The sequence below is a fragment of the Enterococcus sp. OL5 genome (assembly GCF_006491895.1).
Classification (GTDB): Bacteria; Bacillota; Bacilli; order Lactobacillales; family Enterococcaceae; genus Enterococcus_D; species Enterococcus_D innesii.
The window spans coordinates 401,373-422,021 of record NZ_VHIL01000001.1 but is presented as its reverse complement, the minus strand read 5'-3'; the positions used below and the strand labels follow the sequence as shown (position 1 = coordinate 422,021).

At 45.7% G+C, this 20,649-nt stretch carries 9 protein-coding genes; 6 read left to right on the top strand and 3 right to left on the bottom strand.

Going from position 1 to position 20,649, the window contains the following annotated elements; all coding sequences use genetic code 11:
• Positions 1 to 94 precede the first annotated feature (94 nt).
• Entirely contained in the window at positions 95 to 709 is a 615-nt protein-coding gene (locus FJU10_RS01925) for a helix-turn-helix domain-containing protein (protein WP_140965013.1), read from the bottom strand.
• 636 nt (positions 710 to 1,345) lie between these two features.
• On the opposite strand from FJU10_RS01925, the gene FJU10_RS01920 reads away from it, so the two are divergent.
• Positions 1,346 to 4,018: a MucBP domain-containing protein gene (locus tag FJU10_RS01920; protein ID WP_140965012.1), complete on the top strand. Its 2,673-nt coding sequence runs from the start codon at positions 1,346 to 1,348 to the stop codon at positions 4,016 to 4,018.
• Between the two features lie 77 nt (positions 4,019 to 4,095).
• Here the strand turns inward: FJU10_RS01920 and FJU10_RS01915 are convergent, their stop codons facing one another.
• Positions 4,096 to 4,770 carry a CPBP family intramembrane glutamic endopeptidase gene (locus FJU10_RS01915; RefSeq protein WP_140965086.1) on the bottom strand — a complete coding sequence of 225 codons (675 nt, stop codon included), beginning with the start codon at positions 4,768 to 4,770 and terminating at the stop codon, positions 4,096 to 4,098.
• Between the two features lie 233 nt (positions 4,771 to 5,003).
• On the opposite strand from FJU10_RS01915, the gene FJU10_RS01910 reads away from it, so the two are divergent.
• A complete protein-coding gene (locus tag FJU10_RS01910; RefSeq protein ID WP_189372201.1) occupies positions 5,004 to 6,566 on the top strand; it encodes a polysaccharide deacetylase family protein in 1,563 nt (520 codons plus the stop codon).
• 71 nt (positions 6,567 to 6,637) lie between these two features.
• Here the strand turns inward: FJU10_RS01910 and FJU10_RS01905 are convergent, their stop codons facing one another.
• A complete protein-coding gene (locus FJU10_RS01905) occupies positions 6,638 to 7,522 on the bottom strand; it encodes a helix-turn-helix domain-containing protein (protein ID WP_140965010.1) in 885 nt (294 codons plus the stop codon).
• Positions 7,523 to 8,683: 1,161 nt separating this feature from the next.
• Between FJU10_RS01905 and FJU10_RS01895 the strand changes: the two genes are divergently transcribed.
• The 4 genes from FJU10_RS01895 to FJU10_RS01880 all read left to right on the top strand — a co-directional run bounded on the left by FJU10_RS01895 (position 8,684) and on the right by FJU10_RS01880 (position 20,615).
• Positions 8,684 to 18,076: an Ig-like domain-containing protein gene (locus tag FJU10_RS01895; RefSeq protein WP_140965009.1), complete on the top strand. Its 9,393-nt coding sequence runs from the start codon at positions 8,684 to 8,686 to the stop codon at positions 18,074 to 18,076.
• A gap of 102 nt (positions 18,077 to 18,178) precedes the next feature.
• Positions 18,179 to 19,648: an adhesive domain-containing protein gene (locus FJU10_RS01890; RefSeq protein WP_140965008.1), complete on the top strand. Its 1,470-nt coding sequence runs from the start codon at positions 18,179 to 18,181 to the stop codon at positions 19,646 to 19,648.
• Between the two features lie 14 nt (positions 19,649 to 19,662).
• Positions 19,663 to 19,971 carry an LPXTG cell wall anchor domain-containing protein gene (locus FJU10_RS01885; RefSeq protein WP_140965007.1) on the top strand — a complete coding sequence of 103 codons (309 nt, stop codon included), beginning with the start codon at positions 19,663 to 19,665 and terminating at the stop codon, positions 19,969 to 19,971.
• The gene (locus tag FJU10_RS01880; RefSeq protein ID WP_140965006.1) at positions 19,968 to 20,615 is read left to right on the top strand and encodes a WxL domain-containing protein; all 648 of its coding nucleotides are present in this window, start codon (positions 19,968 to 19,970) and stop codon (positions 20,613 to 20,615) included. Before FJU10_RS01885 ends, FJU10_RS01880 begins: the two co-directional genes overlap by 4 nt.
• Positions 20,616 to 20,649: the final 34 nt, after the last annotated feature.

Here is a 20,649-nt window from a genome sequence, read left to right as displayed (position 1 = left end):
TGTAGAGACTTTTTAAATCTAATGCAGTTGATAGCAATCAAATCAATTATTGTTCTCAACTGCATTCTTGATTTTAAATTTGAAATTGGAGTCCTTAAATCTCAAACTTCCGCCAATCAAACAAATAAATCACCCCAATTGCTTTAAACATCAAATAGACAAAATGACCATAATTATGTCCGATCAGATGTAACGCATCAGCGGAAGCTCCTTTATTCGACCAAAGAGTAAAACCTAATATAATGGCTAAGATCAGCAGACCTTTTCCTAATGCAAAGACAATTGTTTTTGCAGGGAGGGGTCTTTTTTTTGTGAGGAAAAAACCGAATAAAAGGACAAAGTTAACTAGTAACAAAAAATGTGCAGCAGCTGTCCATAGGGTCATTGTTCCTGTAGGTGTTAAGAAGTCGGTGAAAACGCAAGCGACGACTGCAGTCAAATTGAGCAAGTATAGAGGAAGGCGAAAGGTTGGTTTCTTTTCATCACTCTTTATTTCTGGTTCTTCTGCTACTTGTTCTGGTTTTAGCAGTGACTCTAAATCGATTTGATAGAGATCACTTAATTTGATCAATGTATCGATGTCTGGGGTACTCCGATTGTTTTCCCAATTGGAGATCGTTTGTCTGGTAACAAATAATTTTTCGGAAACTTCTTGTTGAGTGAGTCCTAATTTCAAGCGACTCTCTTTTATTTTTTCAGCTATAGTCATTTCAATGCTCCTTCTGACATATCCTATCATATAGAGGTTCAAAGAAACAATTGTAAAGCTCGATTTAACGAAAAAATGCACAAGTCATTTTCTTTGTTCTTATAAGATTAAATTAAAATGAGCTTCATTTAGATATTCCTAAAAAATTTCCTGAAATTGCTCGATTTTTTTCACTGAATCCTTCACCTGTAATAAGTAACAAATGTCATATATGAAGTGACAAATGTTCAAAGATTGCACATATTCAGAGTAGAAGATAGTCTTACTCGAATCATTAAAAAAAGAAGCTACGCTTAAGTAAAAAATAGTTTCCTTTTTTGAAAAAGGAATCATTGATAAAACAAGGATGCAAAGAAGTTTTGCGCTGATTTGCACTGGATTTGCTTGAGGGGAAGGGTGCTTGAATTATAAAATTCTGAAGAGGTGGTGCAATGCGATGACAAGTGAATCAGGTATACATACGCTCAATGGTATTTCATGTGTCCGCATAAAAAACTTTTGATAGGGGTGGATGATACGGGAAACAAAAAAATATTTGTAAATTAAAAATTAATAAATTATAATGATTTTTAGACGTAAAAAAAAGTTTGGATAAAAAGGTTTTAATTTTGAAAAAGAAGGTTAAGGTGAAAGTTTGTGAAAAAGAAGTTTAAATCTATTCTATCTTTAGTAATCTTATTAAGTGCTGCGGTGGTAACGCCAGCATTTCAGGTAGTGGCGGAAAGACAAATGTTTTCAGAGTCTCAGCAGGGGGATCAGGAAGAAGTGAATGCTTCTGCGGATGCTGGACAATCTACCTCTCAAGTAGAAAATGCTACGCTGACAACAACGACCTCATCGAGTGTGGATGTTAAGAACGAGCAAACACAAGAAAGTAGTGACAGTGAAGAAGCCATTACTGGATCAGAAAATAAAGAAGATTCTGCTGCAAGTACTGTAGATAAGGTCGCCTCATCTGTTAATGCTTCAGCTGCAAGAGCTGTCAATGGGCAACTGACGGTTCAAGTATTAGATGGTAATTCAAACCAACCGATCCAAGGAGCTTATTTCACATTGACCTCCTCGACGTCTGGTGAAGTGACATTGTTAGTCACGGACAGTTCAGGAAAGGTTACAATTCAAGTTCCTTCAGGTGGCTATTTTATTAAGCAAGTTGGTACCACGAATCAAAGACTAAACTATGCATTCACATCGGTTGGAAATTCCATCACCTTGCAGCCAGGGGAAACGAAAACACTTGAACTTTACGAGCGTTTCATTGCGGGTGAGTATGCTTTTGGAGATAGTCCTGATACGATTCATATTCCTGTAAACAGCACATTTGATTTCTCTACCAAAGCATTAGGGATTGAGGCGTTTAAACTAAATTTTAGCGGCAATATAGAAAAAAGCATTTCTGACTCGCAAATCTATCCTTACTACACCAATATTGACCCAAGCAAGCCAGGTTCCTATGTAGCAATTTTTATGGCTCGACAAGCCTCCTATAGCGTGAATACCACACATGTGGTCAATGTCATTGTCGATCCGGAGCAGATTGGAGAGGTAAATGTGCGATACCTAGGTAGTCAAGGTCAAGAAATCCATGAGATGCAGACCTTGACCGGTACGATTGGTGAACCATATGATGCCAGCACTGAAGATTATAAGCTAACATTTGATGGCTACACGTTAGATGAAACCAAGTTACCAGAAAACAGGAAAGGTGTCTTTGGCGAAACAGCACAGACGGTCACCTATGTGTATACAAAAAATCCCGTACCCGCAGCGGATGTCACAGTCGAGTACGTGGATACAGAAGGCAAAGATATTCATCCTTCTCAAACAATCAGTGGAAACGTGGGCGAGTCTTATGATGCCAACGCAAAGAACTATCAATTAGTGATTGATGGCTACACCTTAGATGAAAGCCAACTGCCAGAAAATAGTAAAGGTGTATTTAACGAAACTGCACAAACAGTCACATATATCTACACAAAAAATCCGATACCCGCAGCGGATGTAACAGTGGAGTATGTGGATACAGAGGGCAATGAAATTCACCCTTCGCAAAAGATCAATGGAAACATAGGTGATTCATACGATGCCAGTACAGAGAACTATCAATTAACGATCGACGGCTATACACTGGATGAAAGCCAACTGCCAGAAAATACCACAGGAGTATTTAGTGAAACTGTACAAACAGTCACTTATGTGTATACAAAAAATCCCGTACCAGCAGCGGATATAATAGTAAAATACGTTGATACAGAGGGCAATGAAATTCATGACTCCCAAACCATTAGTGGAAACATAGGTGATTTATACGATGCCAGCACAGATCAATATAAACTATCGATCGATGGCTATACACTAGATGAAAGCCAATTACCAGAAAATTTAAAAGGGGTATTTAGCGAAACAGCACAAACAATCACATACATCTACACAAAAAATCCGATACTAGCAGCTGATGTAACAGTGGAGTACTTGGATACAGAAGGCAACGAAGTTCATCCTTCACAAACGATCAGCGGGAACGTAGGCGACTCTTTCGATGCAAGCACAGAACAATATCAATTAACAATCGATGGTTACTCACTAGATAAAACCCAATTACCAGAAAACCTTAAAGGTGTATTTAGCGAAACAGCACAAACAGTCACCTACATCTACGCAAAGAATCCGATACCCGCAGCTGATGTCACAGTCGAGTACGTGGATACAGAAGGCAAAGAAATTCATCCTTCACAAACGATTAGTGGAAACGTAGGCGACCCATACGATGCTAGCACAGAACAATATCAATTATCGATCGATGGCTATACACTAGATGAAAGCCAATTACCAGAAAACCTTAAAGGAGTATTTAGCGAAACAGCGCAAACAGTCACCTACATCTACACAAAAAGTTCGGTACCAGCAGCGGATGTAACGGTGGAGTATGTAGACACAGAAGGTGACGAAATTCATGCTTCCCAAATCCTTTCAGGAAATGTAGGCGAACCTTACGATGCTAGCTCAGAAAAATACCAAATATCAATCAACGACTACGTCTTAGATCGAAGTCGTTTGCCACAAAATGTTAAAGGAACATTCGGCAAACAGGGGGCAACTGTGACGTACGTTTATACAAAAGAACAAGCTGCAACAGTTGATAGTTCTGATAATAAAGAAAAAGCTCCTGCTCAAACAGTTGTTTCAAAAAAAAGCGCTTCTGCACAAAGATTGCCGCAAACCGATGAGCAGGGGACGTTGTTCCCATTTGTAGTTGGTTTGTGCTTTATCGCCACGGCAAGCTGGCTTTATTTTAAAAAGAGAAAGTAACAATTGATTAAATCATCGGGGAAAGGCGTTACTGACTAAAAAAAGGACAGCTGCGATTCAGCTGTCCTTTTTGTTGCTTATTTACCTAAAAATGAAATGAACCCAAGGGAATCATAAAGAAAATGGCAGATCCAGCTGACCCATACGCTATTGGATTTTTTCCAAACGTAGTTGAGTGCCAATCTGGCAGGCATCAAGGTGATCAATAATTGTGCTGGATGAAAACCGTACGCTGGGATGTGCCACAAAGCGAATAGCACACTGCAAATGACGGAAGACCAGAAGAAAGAGAGTCCTTTTTTCTGTAAAGCCAACAAGAGATTGGTGCTAAGCAATTCTTCCCCCATGAGCATGAAGGGAACTTGTAGAAAGACCATTTGGACGGTGATAGTCTCGCTGATCGAATTAGTTGTCGGTTGTCCAAAAATAGCGGCATAAATAAAGGAAAAGAACACGCCAGTCAAAATGACGAAAGGCACACCCCATAATAAAACAAAGAAACGAAAATGCTTGAATTGTTCCAAAAAGGTCCTTCGTAAGAGGAAGTACCCTGCACCAAATGCCAAAATCACATTCCATACAGTACCAACAATGGATAAAACGGAATCGCTTAGGGGTGTATAGGGAAGCATTTGATAGGTTAAACCGATGACTAATGTAAGAATAAATAAATACGTTGCTGACTTGTGTTTCATTTTGAACACATCCTTTAAAGTAATTGCCACACGCTGAATTATAAACAGAAAAAACATCAAAGTACAAAAAGATATCTCTCATTATTTTTAAACGAAAATAAAAAGGAGTGAATACGATATCATGACTGACAGGCTTGGATTTATTAGTATCAGAATAAAAGATTTCTAAGAACAATTCTCAAAAATGGTGAACAAAAAGAGAAGTTTATAAGAATCTCTGTAACACTGTTGAAATATTATTACGCTTATGTTACATTTTGTTTACGTTATTATGTTTAGGGAGAATGTTTATGAAGAAATCAAGCAATTATTCAAATAATTCACAACATAAAGAAGCGACGTCTGAAAAACAAGCACCTTTTTCAAGGGTCGAATCACATCAAAAGCAAACAACGGGAACGGCAAGACGCACGCAAACCACCAATCGTCAAGTTTCTAAAAAGAAGCCAACCCATCGCAAGTATCTCTTTTCTTTGATGACGCTGCTGACAGTTGTCATTATCGCCACTGGCGGTTATATCGCCTTTACGTTGAAGCAGCAAGAAGCCTTGGCAAGGGAAAAATATGAGGCTGCTGCTGAAAAGTTATTGGCATCGATTCAAGAAGAGCAGGCCAAAGAGGGAATTCCAGCAAAACTTGAAACATTGTCTGATGGGGACAAAAAAGAATTGATTTTCCGACCAAAAGAGGAGAATGCGATCCCTGTCAAGGATGCAAGCAAGAAATTGTCGAACATGGCGAACAAATTATGCAAAAAACACACCGACAAAGAGACAGTCACCATTGCTAGGATTGAAGCACAAGCAGTCGCATCGAAAGTGTCAACCTATTCTTTAAAAGCGGACAGCTATGTTTGGAATCGGGAAACCGGTCGCTTTGAAGATGCGGATAGCGTGGTTGCCGATCCAATTTTTATTTCCGAGAAAACCGGCAATGAATTATCCTTGAAAGACTTGGTTCCAGACGAGGGAAGCTTGCTAGGGATCCAGCAAGTCATTCAGCAAAAGATTTTAGACCAAGCCAAGGAACCAGATAAAGTCATTGATGCGGTCTTGGCGATGGATCGAATCACCTATGAGTCGAAATTTACGTATGATCCTGAAAAAGTAACGATCCAGTTGCCGTCAAATCAAACTGGCGTATCTGAAATCACGTTGGCGTACAAAGAGATTGCACCATTTATTGATCCGGAACTTGTTAATGCGGACCAATTGAAAGAGCAACAATCGACATTGGACGAAAACAAAAAATATGTTGCATTGACTTTCGATGATGGACCAAACGATACCTCGACATTGGATCTCTTAAAAATCTTGAAAGACAATAATGTGAAGGCAACGTTTTTTGAATTAGGACAAATGGTGGATCGGTATCCTGAAGTATCGAAAAAAATCCATGAAGAAGGGCATGAAATTGCCAGTCACTCGTATTCACACCCGCAATTAAATACGTTGTCGCCGGAGGATGTCAAAGCGGAAATAACGAAGACCGACAAAGCGATCTATCAGGCAACAGGGGTCTTACCTAAGAATTTGCGTCCACCGTATGGGGCGATCGACCAACAAAGCGCCCAAGCAGCAGGAAAAGCGATCATTCAATGGAGTGTCGATACCGAGGATTGGAAGCTAAAAGATCCGAATAAGATTCTAAAGGTCGTACAAAACAATGTCTACGATGGATCGATTATTTTGCTTCATGATATTCATCCGAAATCCGTTCAAGCTGTACCAGGTATTATCCAAACGCTGAAAGCGCAAGGCTATGAATTTGTGACGGTGGATCAGTTGTTAAATAGTAAACAAAAACCAATGTATCAATATTTTGGTGAAACAGATGAACGTAGCGTTAGCTAATAGCTGAAAAAGGAAGTGATGATCGCTATCACTTCCTTTTTTTATTAACGAACACTGCAGTTGCCGCTTTATCACTCGTCTGAGGCAAATACCTGGAGGTAGTCTTCATCCAGCGGTAAAGCAAAGTCATCAGCAAGGGCTTCTTGATCCAGTTCTCGCATGAGAGCTAGCATCTTTGTAGTTATCGTTTGCCCCGCTTTTTGATCGCCGGTTCTTAAGAGCAACACGCCTTGGAAAAATTTGCAGACGGTTTGGTGAAAAAACTCTTTGTAGTCTGTCGCCAAAAGTTTCAATTGGATAACGAGAACTTCCGTTGCATCGTATTGCTGGTGTTTTAATGTGTATTCAATCAAATTGATCAGTAGCGCGCAATAGATTTCCCGACCTTTTTCCATATCGATGTAGTACTCGAGCATCTTGGATACTTTTTTGAAAAAGAGGAAATTATGGTCGTTGTCCAGAAGATCGATGGTGTTGGCGAATAACTGGATTTCTTGCAACGTCCAGCTTTCAACATCAATGAGATAGGAAATAATCGTTTGACGATCACATTCTAAAACAGCACGTTTCCGATAGACCCCATGCTCTGCCAAGCTTTGCAGCATGCGAATTCGCGAGCGAACCTCTGCAATACGGACATTGTTTAGTCTGCTAGTGGTTTGCTGCAGTTCCTGTAATAGCTTTTGTAAATTTGGCAGATCGTGTTTGTTTGAATACTGATTGTACCGATGATTATAGCTATTTTGCTCATCCAGACGATAGCCATTCGCGATATAGAGAAATTCATCGATATTCATTGAGAGATTTTCTAAGATTTGCAAGAGTAAGTTGGTAGCAATCTGATGCTTGCCTTTTTCAAATTCAATTGCATAGGATTTTGAAATAATCGTGCCATAGACTTCTTTTTGGGTGAAGCCTTTTTTCAATCGGATTTGTCTGATCGTTTCGCCATACATAAGAACCCCTCCGCTCTCATTGCTTTAAAGAAATTGTGTCTCCTCATTATAGTAAAACAAGCCCAGTGTAGGAATCAAAAAGGTCTTATATTTCAGACTTTCTTGATTTAATGAAAGAAATTGATTGGTAAACTTAGTGATAGAGGATCCTCAGAGAGGATAATAGAAAAGCGTGAGAACATTCGATTCTCACGCTTTTTTTTAGACAAAACTAAGGCAGATCAATACAAGAATCATTACTAGCCAATGCATCGTTTTTTTGCTCCTTAAATGGTATTAGAAGAAGACGATTGGGCAGCTGCGTTTCCTTCTGACTAACAAGTATAAGCAAAAAGAACCCAATAAATGGTTAAGTCCAAAATGTAAGACCAAAAAGATACTGAGGAATTCTCTGGGAAGAAAAAAGTGGGATATGGCGACTGAAGAAACTCTATTTCATAATGGTGTAGACTCGATTTTAATGGGGAGTTTTCATTCTTTTTTCATAGAACTTTCTGTGAACGTTTCGATTCTTTTTTTCGCTACTAAGAGTTATTTTGAAGGATATCGTGAAAAATCGGGTGATATTTTTTTGTTTTTTTATTTGCAGGGGTAAAAACGAAGGTGAAATCAAGAAAAAACACAATCGTCGTTTTTATCTAAACAAATGCATAAGTATACAAATGTAATCGTATTCATTATATTGATTGAATATAAAAAAAGGAATGGTTAAATGACGAAAAAATAGATTTTTTTATCGTAACAGCCTGTTTTATAAGATAAATATAAATAATTTGTGCTTGTTTATTAAATAAACCTTTTATGTTTTCTGAGGCTAAATTAAGTGTTTTTTTAATTATTTATCGTGTTTATAATTTGTTGGAAAGAAATAAATTTGCTAGAATTTTGGTACACAGTGTGTTCGTTTAGTTATTTTATTTTTATGATTCACAAGCGATTTCTACTATGCTGCTAAACTATTTGAACAAAAATCACTGGGTTTTTCAGAAAGCATGCGAAAAAACGTCGCGGTGCGATCGGTTACTTTTGTTTTCTCTCTATGCCTTTGGGTGTTGGGTTGAAATAGATTTTCATCTGGTATTAAAGGGGGAAAGAAGGATTCCAGAGATCATCAGTTTTATCTTTTGTCGGTTAAATTTTTTTCGAACAGGAGGAGAATGAATGAAAGGCGTTAATTATAAAAAGCTCATGGATTCAAAGAAAAACACACGCGTTCGAACAAAGAAAAACATTATTGCGAATTTAACTGTCAGTGGGATGTTGTTGACGAGTACAGTGGTCGTGCCAGCAAGTTTGTTATGGGCACCAACGACGGTTGAAGCTGCTTTGGTTTCAGCTGAACTTTTCTCAGATATCACAGCATCTAATAACTCAGGCACGAGTGCGTCTGCACCTTATGCAACTCCTGGTGCAACGAACCAAGTCAATTTCTCGATTTCTGGATCAAATGCAGTAACGGTTGATGTCTTGAATGGGGATAAAGTCGCGGTTGTTGGGTTTCCTCAAGGCCTTACTGGTTTGGTTCAACCGGCAGGGAATGCATCGATTTCCACCAATGTGATACTCCAACTGGGGAATTTCCCAGCCTTGCAAACGCTGATCGGTACAGTCACGCCAGCAGTCAATACCTTGATTAGCACGGTGGATGGAATCGTCAATCAAAATTTAGCTGATGCACTGGATATTCCGCCAACAATCGTTGGGGGCTTGCCGAATCCGTTGTATACGGCAGCTTCAATCGTGGATGTCAGCCAAGTGATTTCCGTCAACTTAGATGAAATCACTACCCAGTTAGACTTATTAAATCAACTTGGACAATTCGGCCAAGCGAATTTTGAAGTTCCAGCTGGACTAACCGATAACGAACGTGCCCTGATTGCCAATGTGGATGATGGTTTATTTATCGTTATCAATCAACGCATCAATCAAATTCTCGATAATTTACAAGCAGCCCAGATTCAAGTCAGTATTTTGGATGGTGCAAGTGGGATTCCAGGCATTGGTACCTTGATCGGTCAAATCAATACGTTGGTACAAAGTACCGTTAATACAGCGAAAGCTACTTTGAACGCAACGGTTGAAACGGCACAAACTGTCTTCAATGCAACGACAGATTTAGCAGATCAAATCGCTTCTGCATCTGTTTTAGGTCAAACCAATGTGGTCATTCCAACGAATGTCACCAGTCCGACCTATGCACAATTGGTTGAAAACGGTGTGGCGAATCCATCTAATCCTTACGAAGCCCGCTTCGAAGGAACGATGTCGCAACTTGATTTGATCACCATTGATTTGTTTACGGATGCTGACGGCAATAACTCGATTTGGTTTACACCAGATACACCAGAAGATCAAACTGATACACCAACGATCAATCCATTGACAGCAGGGGAGACGACGATCAGCGGAACAGCTGAGCCAGGCGCAGCCATTACATTGGCGATCAACGGCGGTGCATCTATTACGACAACCGCAGATGGTGACGGCAATTGGACGGCGGATGTCCCTGAATTGGTGGAAGGCGATACGGTCACAGCCGTAGCGGAAGCTGATGGGGAATCGGCGAGTGAGCCTGCAACGGCAATGGTAGCAGCACCAGTGGTTAATGCACCAACGGCTTCGATTACAGGAAATAGTACCGATGGGTACCCTGTGACGGGGACAGCCGCAGCAAATGCAGCCATTGAAATCACCAATGCCGAGGGTGAAGTCGTTGGCTCTGGGACGGCAAATGAGAACGGCAACTACAGTATCACGTTGAACCCCGCAGATGTAGCAGAAAATGAAAACTTGAATGTTGCCGCAATCGTCACTGCCGGTGGCCAAACTTACCGTAGTGGCAATACGCCAATCGTCGTTCCAGCAGACGATGCCGAGCAACAAACAGGAACACCAACGATTCAACCGATGACTGCCGGGGATACAAGCGTCAGCGGAACGGCTGAGCCAGGTGCTTCGATTACTGTGACCGTCAACGGGGCAGATCCGATCGTGACGGAAGCCGATGAAGAGGGCAATTGGCGTGTTGATGTGGCCGAAGTGTCAGAGGGCGATACGGTTTCAGCTGTCGCCGAATTAGCAGGACAAACACCAAGTCAGCCAGCAAGTACCACCGTGTCCGCCTTAACGGTCAATGCACCGACGGCTTCAATTACAGGAAATAGCCAAGAGGGCTATCCAGTGACTGGAACCGCTGCAGCAAATGCGGCCATTGAGATCACCAATGCGGATGGCGAAATTGTCGGAACAGGTACCGCCAATGAGAATGGCGTTTATACGGTGACGTTAGATCCAGCAGATGTTGACGCGGAAGAAACCCTCAATGTGACGGCGGTTGTCACCGCTGGCGGCGAAACCTACCGTAGCAGCCCAACACCTGTAGTGGTTCCCGCCGATATCCTGCAGACGGAAACACCAACGATCGATCCAGTCAGTGCTGGAGATACGACCGTTAGTGGGACAGCCGAACCAGGGGCAACGGTAACGATCACGCTTCCTGAAGGCGCTCCAATCACGGCTGAAGCCGATGAGGAAGGCAACTGGGAAGCAACGGTTCCTGAATTATCAGAAGGCGATTCCGTGACGGTTGTAGCTGAGTCTGAAGGCAAAGATCCGAGTGCCCCAATCACCGTGAGTGTAAACGGTTTAACCGTGGCAGCGCCAACGGCTACGATCATCGGAAATAGCACAGACGGGTATCCAGTAACGGGAACGGCAACTGCCAATGCAGCGATTGAAATTTTGAATGAAGCCGGCGATGTTGTTGGTAGCGGAACAGCTGATGAGGATGGCAACTTCACGATCACCCTTGATCCTCAAGCGGTGACAGCTGGCGACAACTTACGAGTGGAAGCGATCGTGACGGCTGGTGGTGAAGACTATCGCAGTACAGGCACACCGCTTGTAGTTCCTGCAGATGATGTAGAAAATTTAACGGAAACACCAACGATCGACCCAGTAACAGCTGGGGATACGACCGTCAGCGGAACGGCTGAACCAGGGGCAACGGTGACGATCACGCTTCCTGAAGGCGATCCGATCACGGCAGAAGCCGATGACGAAGGCAATTGGGAAGCGACGGTACCAGAATTAACGGAAGGTGATACGGTAACAGTCGTTGCCGAAGTAGAAGGCAAAGAGCCAAGTGCCCCGATTACCGTGACCGTGGATGGCGTTACGGTCAGTGCACCGAGCGCTTCCATCACAGGCAATAGTACGGATGGCTATCCAGTCAGCGGAACAACGACACCGAATGCGGGAATTGAGATTTTGAATGAAGCAGGCGATGTTGTTGGTAGCACGACGGCGGATGACACGGGTGCTTATACCGTGACCTTAGATCCAGCCGATGTGGCGCCAGAAGAAGCCTTGCGGGTAGTGGCAGTTGTGACAGCGGGCGGTCAAGACTACCGTAGTAATGCCACGCCAATCACGGTACCAGCAGACATTGAACAAACAGGGACACCAACGATCGATCCGGTCACAGCAGGTGATACCACGATTAGCGGAACGGCAGAACCAGGTTCGACGGTTACTGTCACCATCACCGATCAAGAACCAGTAACGGCTGAAACGGATGACGAAGGAAACTGGCTTGCAGAAGTGCCAGCAGTTTCTGGTGGCGATACAGTCACGGTCGTTGCGGAAGTCGAAGGCAAAGAGCCAAGCGCGCCAATCAGCGTTGGAGTCGCAGGAGTGACGGTGGCAGCACCGACAGCGATCATCAGCGGCAATAGTACCGATGGTTATCCAATCACGGGGACTGCACCAGCGAATGCAGCGATCGAAGTGCTGAATGAAGCAGGCGATGTGATCGGTACTGGCACAGCCGATGGGGATGGAAACTATACGGTAACCATCGCACCAGCCGATGCAGCACCAGCAGAAACCTTGTCTGTCGTTGCGATCGTAACAGCTGGCGGGGATCAGTACCGCAGTCCTGCTACACCAGTGACGGTCCCAGCAGATGAGCTTGAACAAACAGCATCACCAACCATCGACCCAATCAATGCCGGGGATACGACGATCAGTGGAACTGCCGAACCAGGCGCTACGGTGACGGTAACGATCCCAGGTGAAGAACCGGTGACTGGTGAAGCCGATGACGAGGGCAACTGGACGGTTGAAGTTCCTGAAGTTTCTGAAGGAGAAACCGTCACAGTGGTCGCACAAGCACCAGACAAAGACCCAAGTGCACCAATCAGTGTTGGGGTCAATGGGTTGACAATCGCTACACCAACCGCGACGATCAGCGGCAATAGTACTGATGGTTACCCAGTAACGGGAACGGCACCAGCCAATGCAGCCATCGAAATCTTGAATGCCGATGACGAGGTCGTAGGTACTGGCACCGCCAATGACGAAGGTCAATATACGATTACGTTAACGAGTGATGATGCGTCTCCAGCTGAAACCTTACGGGTGATAGCTGTAGTCACAGCCGGTGGTCAAGATTACCGCAGTGCGGCTGCCCCAATCACAGTACCATTGGATCAAACTGCAGTCCCAACGATTGAAGCGGTGACAGCCGGCGACACCACCATCAGCGGAACGGCTGAACCCGGCGCGACAGTCTCAGTCACGATTGGTGACGCAGAGCCAGTCACTGCCGAAGCAGATGACGAAGGCAATTGGACGGCAACGGTGCCCGAGGTTTCTCAAGGAGAAATTGTTTCTGTGGTAGCGACCCTTGATGGGGAAACACCAAGTGACGCAGCAACGGTCGTCGTAAATCCACTCAGTGTGGCGACACCGACAGCAGCGATCAGCGGCAATAGTACCGATGGGTATCCAGTAACCGGAACGGCAACGCCGAATGCAGCGATTGAGATCTTAAATGCAGCTGGTGAGGTTGTCGGCAGTGGCGAAGCAAATGAGGAAGGTGCCTACAGCATCACCTTGAGCAGCGACGATGTTGATCCTTCAGAACCACTACAGGTGGTGGCAGTGGTAACAGCTGGCGGCGATGAGTACCGCAGTGCGCCGCTCTCCATCGTGGTACCAGCAGACCAAACGACTACCCCAACGATCGATCCAGTGCAAGCAGGTGATACATCCATCGGAGGAACTGCCGAACCTGGTTCAACGGTGACGGTCACGATTCCTGGAGAAGATCCAGTGACTGCCGAAACGGATGAGGAAGGCAATTGGACAGTCACCGTACCAGAACTTTCAGAAGGCGACACAGTCACAGTGGTTGCGGAAGCTGAAGGCAAAGACCCAAGTGCACCAATCAGTGTTGGTGTCGGTGCCTTGAACGTGGCTGCACCAACCGCAACGATCACGGGCAACAGTACTGACGGCTATCCAGTCACAGGGACAGCACCAGCCAACGCAGCCATTGAAATCTTAAATGCTGCCAATGAAGTGGTAGGCAGTGGTACTGCCAATGGAGACGGTGAGTATACGATCACCTTGACAGAAGGTGTTTCACCAGCAGAAACCTTGCGAGTGGTGGCTATCGTATCAGCCGGCGGTCAAGACTATCGCAGTCCGGCAACTACTATCGTGGTGCCAGAAGATAACGCAGAAGACCAAACAGCGGCACCGACTGTCGCACCAGTGATTGCTGGGGCTACAACCGTTAGCGGAACGGCTGAACCTGGGGCAGATGTAACGGTTGAACTACCAAACGGCGATACTGTTACAGTGGCAGCGAATGACGAGGGTGAGTGGACGGCAACTGTGCCGACGGTTTCTCTAAATGATGTCTTGACAGTTACTGCCTTGGCAGACGGCAAAACAGAAAGTTTACCAGTAACAGTGACGGTGCAAGGGCTGATCGTGGCAGCACCAACAGCAACAATTTCTGGCAATAGTGAAGATGGTTATCCCGTAACTGGTACAGCACCAGCCAATGCGGCAATCGAAATCTTAAATGCTGATGATCAAGTGATTGGCACAGGAACAGCCAATGAGAATGGCGTTTACACCGTTACCTTGACCAGTGAAGAAGTATCAGCGGGCGAAACGGTCCGTGTCGTTGCTATCGTTTCAGCAGGTGGGGATGACTTCCGTAGTCAACCAACGGCTGTCGTGGTGCCAACGGATCAAACGGCGACACCAACGATCAATCCAGCAGTGGCTGGCGCAACAGAAATCAGCGGGACAGCCGAACCAGGAGCAACAGTCAGCGTGACGATTGGTGAGCAAGACCCAATAACCGCTGAAGTTGACGACGAGGGCAATTGGCAAGCTGAGGTGCCAGAGCTTTCCGAAGGGACAACTGTTACGGCAGTGGCAGAAATAGAAAATGAAACACCAAGTACACCAGCAACGATCACGGTCGGGGCATTAACGGTGGCGGCGCCTAGTGCGTCTATCAGCGGCAATGCAGCCGATGGCTATCCAGTGACTGGAACAGGACCAGCGAATGCGACCATCGAAATCTTGAATGAAGCTGGCGAGACAGTAGGAACGGGTACGACCAATGCTGCAGGGGGTTACACGATCGCTTTGACTAGTGAAGATGTCTCTCCTGAAGAAAACTTGACGGTGGTTGCGGTGGTCACAGCAGGTGGCAAGGATTATCGCAGTCCAGCGACACCGATCATGGTGCCAGCTGAACCTGGTGAAAATCAAACAACGGCACCAACGGTTGATCCAATCAAAGCAGGCGATGAAACAGTTAGCGGAACGGCCGAACCTGGCTCAACTGTGACTGTAACACTACCTGATGGCACAGAAGAAACCGCCGAAACAGATGACGAAGGCAACTGGAGTGTCGATGTGCCTGAATTGTCTGAAGGAGATACCATCACGGTCGTCGCAGACAGTGACGGCAAAGACCCAAGTGATCCAATCACTGTCATCGTTGAAGGAGTGACTGTTGCAGCACCAACAGCTTCCATCAGCGGCAACAGCACGGATGGCTACCCAGTGACTGGTACAGCACCAGCCAATGCAGCGATCGAGATCTTGAACGCAGCCAATGAAGACGTAGGAACAGGCACTGCTGATGGAGACGGCAACTATACAGTGGACTTAACTGCTGAAACTGTCGATCCAGAAGAAGCCTTAAACGTCGTTGCCATCGTTACAGCTGGTGGGAAAGAGTACCGCAGTAATCCAACAGCGGTCATCGTACCAGCAGATACGGTAGTGGATCAGACAGCAGCACCAACGATCGATCCAATCACGGCGGGGGATACCAGCATCAGCGGAACTGCTGAACCAGGTTCAACCGTGACGATCACCGTACCAGATGCGGAACCAATCACGGCTGAAACGGATGACGAAGGCAATTGGACGGCAGAAGTACCAGAAGTTTCTGAAGGCGATGCAGTCACTGTCGTGGCTCAATCACCTGACAAAGAGCCAAGCGCTCCAGTCACAGTTGGTGTGGGTGCGTTGACGGTCACTGCGCCTAGTGCAACCATCACAGGCAATAGCACGGATGGCTATCCAGTAACTGGAACGGCACCAGCCAATGCCACCGTACAAATCTTGAATAGCGATGGACAAATCGTCGGTTCAGGAACCGCAGACGCGCAAGGGAACTACAGTATCACTCTTGAACCAACAGCTGTTGCACCAGCGGAAAGCCTAACCGTCGTCGCAGTTCTGACAGCTGGCGGCAAGGAATACCGCAGTAATGCGACACCGATCGTGGTACCTTTGGATCAAGAAGAGCAACAAACTGCAACACCAACGATCGATCCAGTCAAAGCTGGCGATACGACGATCAGCGGGACTGCCGAACCAGGTTCAACGGTGACGGTAACGATTGGTGAAAATGAACCGATCACGACCGAAACGGACGAAGAGGGCAATTGGACAGTCGAGGTACCTGAAGTTGCGGAGGGTGATACCGTCACTGTTGTGGCACAATCACCTGAAAAAGATCCTAGTGCACCAATCACAGTGAGTGTGGATGGCATCACGGTTTCAGCACCGACTGCTTCGATCACCGGCAATCCAGAGGATGGTTACCCAGTGACGGGGATGGCAGCACCAAATGCGGCGATTGAAATCTTGAATGAAGCGGGGGATGTCGTTGGATCAGGCAATGCCGATGAGAATGGCAATTACACGATCACGCTCTCTGGTGAAGACGTTTCTCCTGAAGAATCATTGAACGTCGTTGCGATCATCACAGCCGGCGGCAAAGACTACCGGAGTAATGCCACACCAATCGTCGTGCCTGTCGAGAATACGATCGACCAAACCGCCACACCAATCATCGAACCAGTCACAGCTGGTGATACGACCATCACTGGTACTGCTGTAGCGGGAGCGATGGTCACCGTGACGGTAACGGGCGAAGAAGCGGTTGAAAGCCAAGCAGATGAAGCAGGAAATTGGTCAGTAGACGTTGCGGAAGTTTCTCGAGATGAAATCGTAACAGCAGTGGCGCAAAGTGAAGGAGAAACCGCCAGTGAACCAGCAACGACCGTTGTCAGTGGTATCACGGTCAACGCACCTTCAGCGTCCATTACTGGGAATTCACAAGATGGCTATCCAGTAAGTGGGAACGGACCTGCCAATGCAGCGATTGAAATTCTTAATGAAGCGGGGGATGTCGTTGGAACAGGCACTACCGATGGAAATGGTGACTATACGATCACGTTGACTAGCGAGGATGTCGCACCAGAAGAAAACTTAACGGTTGTGGCGATCGTCACTGCCGGTGGGGATGACTACCGCAGTAATGCGACCCCAATCGTCGTGCCTGTCGATGATGAAAGCATCAAAACTGATACACCAACCATTGACCCAGTCACGGCTGGTGATACAACGATCAGCGGAACGAGTGAGCCAGGTGCGACGATCACCGTTACCATCAGTGATCCGTTAACAAGTAGCTTACTGACTATCTTCGCAGCTGAAGGACCGATCACAACGATCGCCGATCAAAATGGTGACTGGGATGTTGAGTTATCCGCGGAAGCGACGGAAGGCGAAACTGTTACGGTTCTTGCCTTAGCCGAAGGCGAAACCTTAAGTGATCCGACGACGACCGTAGTCGGTGCCTTGACGGTTGACGCACCGGTTGCCACGATCACTGGCAATCCTACCGATGGCTATCCAGTCTTCGGGAATGGGCCAGCCAATGGGACGATCGAAATCTTGAATGAAGCGGGTGACGTTGTCGGAACTGGAACGACTAATGGAAATGGGGCCTTCAGCATCACATTAGACCCAGAGGATGTTTCACCAGAAGAAACCCTTAACGTTGTGGCTATCGTTACAGCAGGTGGCAGAGAATACCGCAGTGCAGCAACACCAATCGTGGTACCAACAGGTGACAATGGTACGGATGGTTCAAATGGTACTGACGGAACAGATGGCAGCGATGGAACGGATGGCACCAATGGTTCTAATGGTACCAATGGCACGGACGGAAGCAACGGTGCTTGGGGTAACTGGGGCAGTTGGGGAAACAACAACGGCAACGGCAGCAATAACAATCAAAGCTGGTGGGGAAGTAAGTACCTACCGAAAACGGGATCCGAAGGAACTTGGTATGCTTCAGTGATTGGGGCAGCAGTCTTCGTAGTCGGAGGAATTGGCTTGTTCTTCAAAGCAAGAAAGAAAAAAGACCAACAAAAATAGCATGACTTTACCAGCGGAGTGGACATCCTCCGCTGGTATCTCTAGTGAATAATAGTTTTGAAGCAATGATCATCGTTTCGTAAAGAAAGGGTTAGAAATGGTATGGAAAGCAGAAGGAGGGAAAAACGTTTTTACAAATGGACGATCAGCCAATTAATTCTCTTTTTGACCAGCATCAGTTTCGTCAATTTGTATCTTTTAACAACGACAATAAAAGCCGAAGCAGCAGTCAATGTTTTAGATGTGGAGATTTTAAGCAATTTAACGAGTGCCAATACAAGTGGCACCTCAGTAAGCGTTCCATGGCCAGGCAGCGTGACAAATCGACCAGTGACTTTTTCGATCAAAGGCAACGGCGGGTTGAACGCTTCTGTCAATGTCAGTGGGGAAGATAAATTTGCTTTATTAGCGATCCCAGCAGAATTGAGAACTAGCATCAGTGCCAATGGATCAGCAGCCATCAAGACATCGACCACAGTCAATATTGCCAATGTCCCACTGCTGAATGCGATCTTAACGGCACTTGATTCCTTGACCAGTTCACTAAATCTCAACCTTGGGATTGTTCAAATTGATTTGACAGCGATCAATCAGCAGATTTCTTTACTAAAAACTGTCGGAAATATCGGGAATGTAGAAATAACCAGTCCGTTGCAGTTCACCACCCAAAGAGAAGCTTTGTATACCAATATGAGTTCGAACCTTGGTGTCGTCTTAGGAACCAATGTCCCGCAAATTCTACGGAATTTAAGTACCGCGATTCAAAATACTCAGATCCGAGTAATCGGCATCGATATTGGCGGCGTCGTTCGCGCATTGCTGCAAGGGTTGCTCAATACTCTGCTTAGCACCGTGAATTCAGCGTTGAATGATTTGGCAACTGTCCAAGAACAAATGGCTGATGCAGCTGTTTTAGGAGCAACGGATGTTCAAATTCCGACGTTACTTTCAGGTCCAGGTCAGTTGACCGCAAATTGGACCGCTAACTTTTCCGCTTCTGTGTTGAAGGCAAAGCCGACGGATATCAATCTCTTGAACTTTAGTGCGCTAAATATCAGCAGTCGCCAAACTATGGTTTATTTTATGGTCGAAGCATTGACGATGGATCGGACGAATCTGCCGACTCAGCTGAATTTTGGCCGACATGCCATTCAAACGAAAAAGAGTGAGACGTGGCGGGCAACCGCCAACGGCGATCAAAGCGCAACTGCTACAACTGGGCTTTTACGGATCAATGATACCCGCAATCGGCAGAAAAAATGGCAAGTGAAGGTCAGACAATCCACCAATTGGGTCAATGGCACACGCACATTGCCAGCCGCCGAATTAAGGGTTCAGCTTGGAACTGTCAATTCGACCTTTACGGACGGTCGAGTGGTTTTACCTGATAATGCAACGATTGCCCTGCAGCAAAATGTCGAAAAAAATGTGGTGACGTTGGAAAATGCGGCATCGACTGGTGGACTGACTGTTAATTTTTCCCAGTTCAATTTATTTGTACCTGAGAAAACACCTAAATTTCAAGGTCAGTATCGCGCCACAGTCGTGTGGACCGTTTCCGATACACCTTGAAAAGGAAGAGCAGAATGAAAAAAAATTCCCTTGTGCTTCTTCTGATTTTGCTGATCGGCAGTTTCTACAGTATCGTTCCATCAGCAGTAGCCAATACGACGACCGGCAACATTGAGTTTTATGAAGGACCAACGAAAACATCTAGCAGTGATTCAATTGATGAAGAAATTGAACCACCGACCAGTCAAGAAACGGTCACTAACGCGGAAGAACCGCTGCCGCAGCTTGCAGAGGCCAATTACTTTTGGCTGCCCATAATAGGCGGATTCTTCATTAGTCTGACATTGATCTTTAGCATCAAAAAAAGGAGGACGGAAAAATGATTTCAAAGAAATACGTAGTGGGGGCATTAGGAATATTGACGACACTTAGCATCGGTGCGACAGTGCAAGCGGACGACACGGCCGGTGTCGTAGAATATACCTCTGGTGGCATCGTGTTTGACCCGGATAAAGGCGGGAGTGATCCCAATACGCAGCTACCAACGAATTTAGATTTTGGTGCCCATGAGATCCAAACAGAAAATGCCGAAACGTGGGTGGCTACTACGGATGGGACTGGACTACCTGGGGATGGGTCAACGCTGCAAAGAGGGGCAGTTGCAGTCAGCGATAACCGAGGACAGGCGAACTCTTCTTGGGCAATCAAAGTACGGCAAGCAACCCAATTTACGGCAGGAGACAGCACGTTGGACGGTGCGGTATTAACAGTAGATACGGGTACCTTGACCAACAACTTAAGTTTGCCGCCAACCGGAGCCAGTGATATTGCCAATGGCGAGCTTGATTTTGCGGCGATCAACAATGAGTATGCCTTCTTGACCGCCAACGCTGGCGAAGGGATCGGTGAAACGTCGATGCCTTTAGAACAATTTACCCTTTCGATCCCAGCCAATACGGAAAAACAATCAGCAACCTATCAAACGACCCTCGTTTGGACGATCAGTAGTGCGCCGACGACCCCATAGGGCAGTAGTCATTGCGTAACAGTTAGCAGAAAAA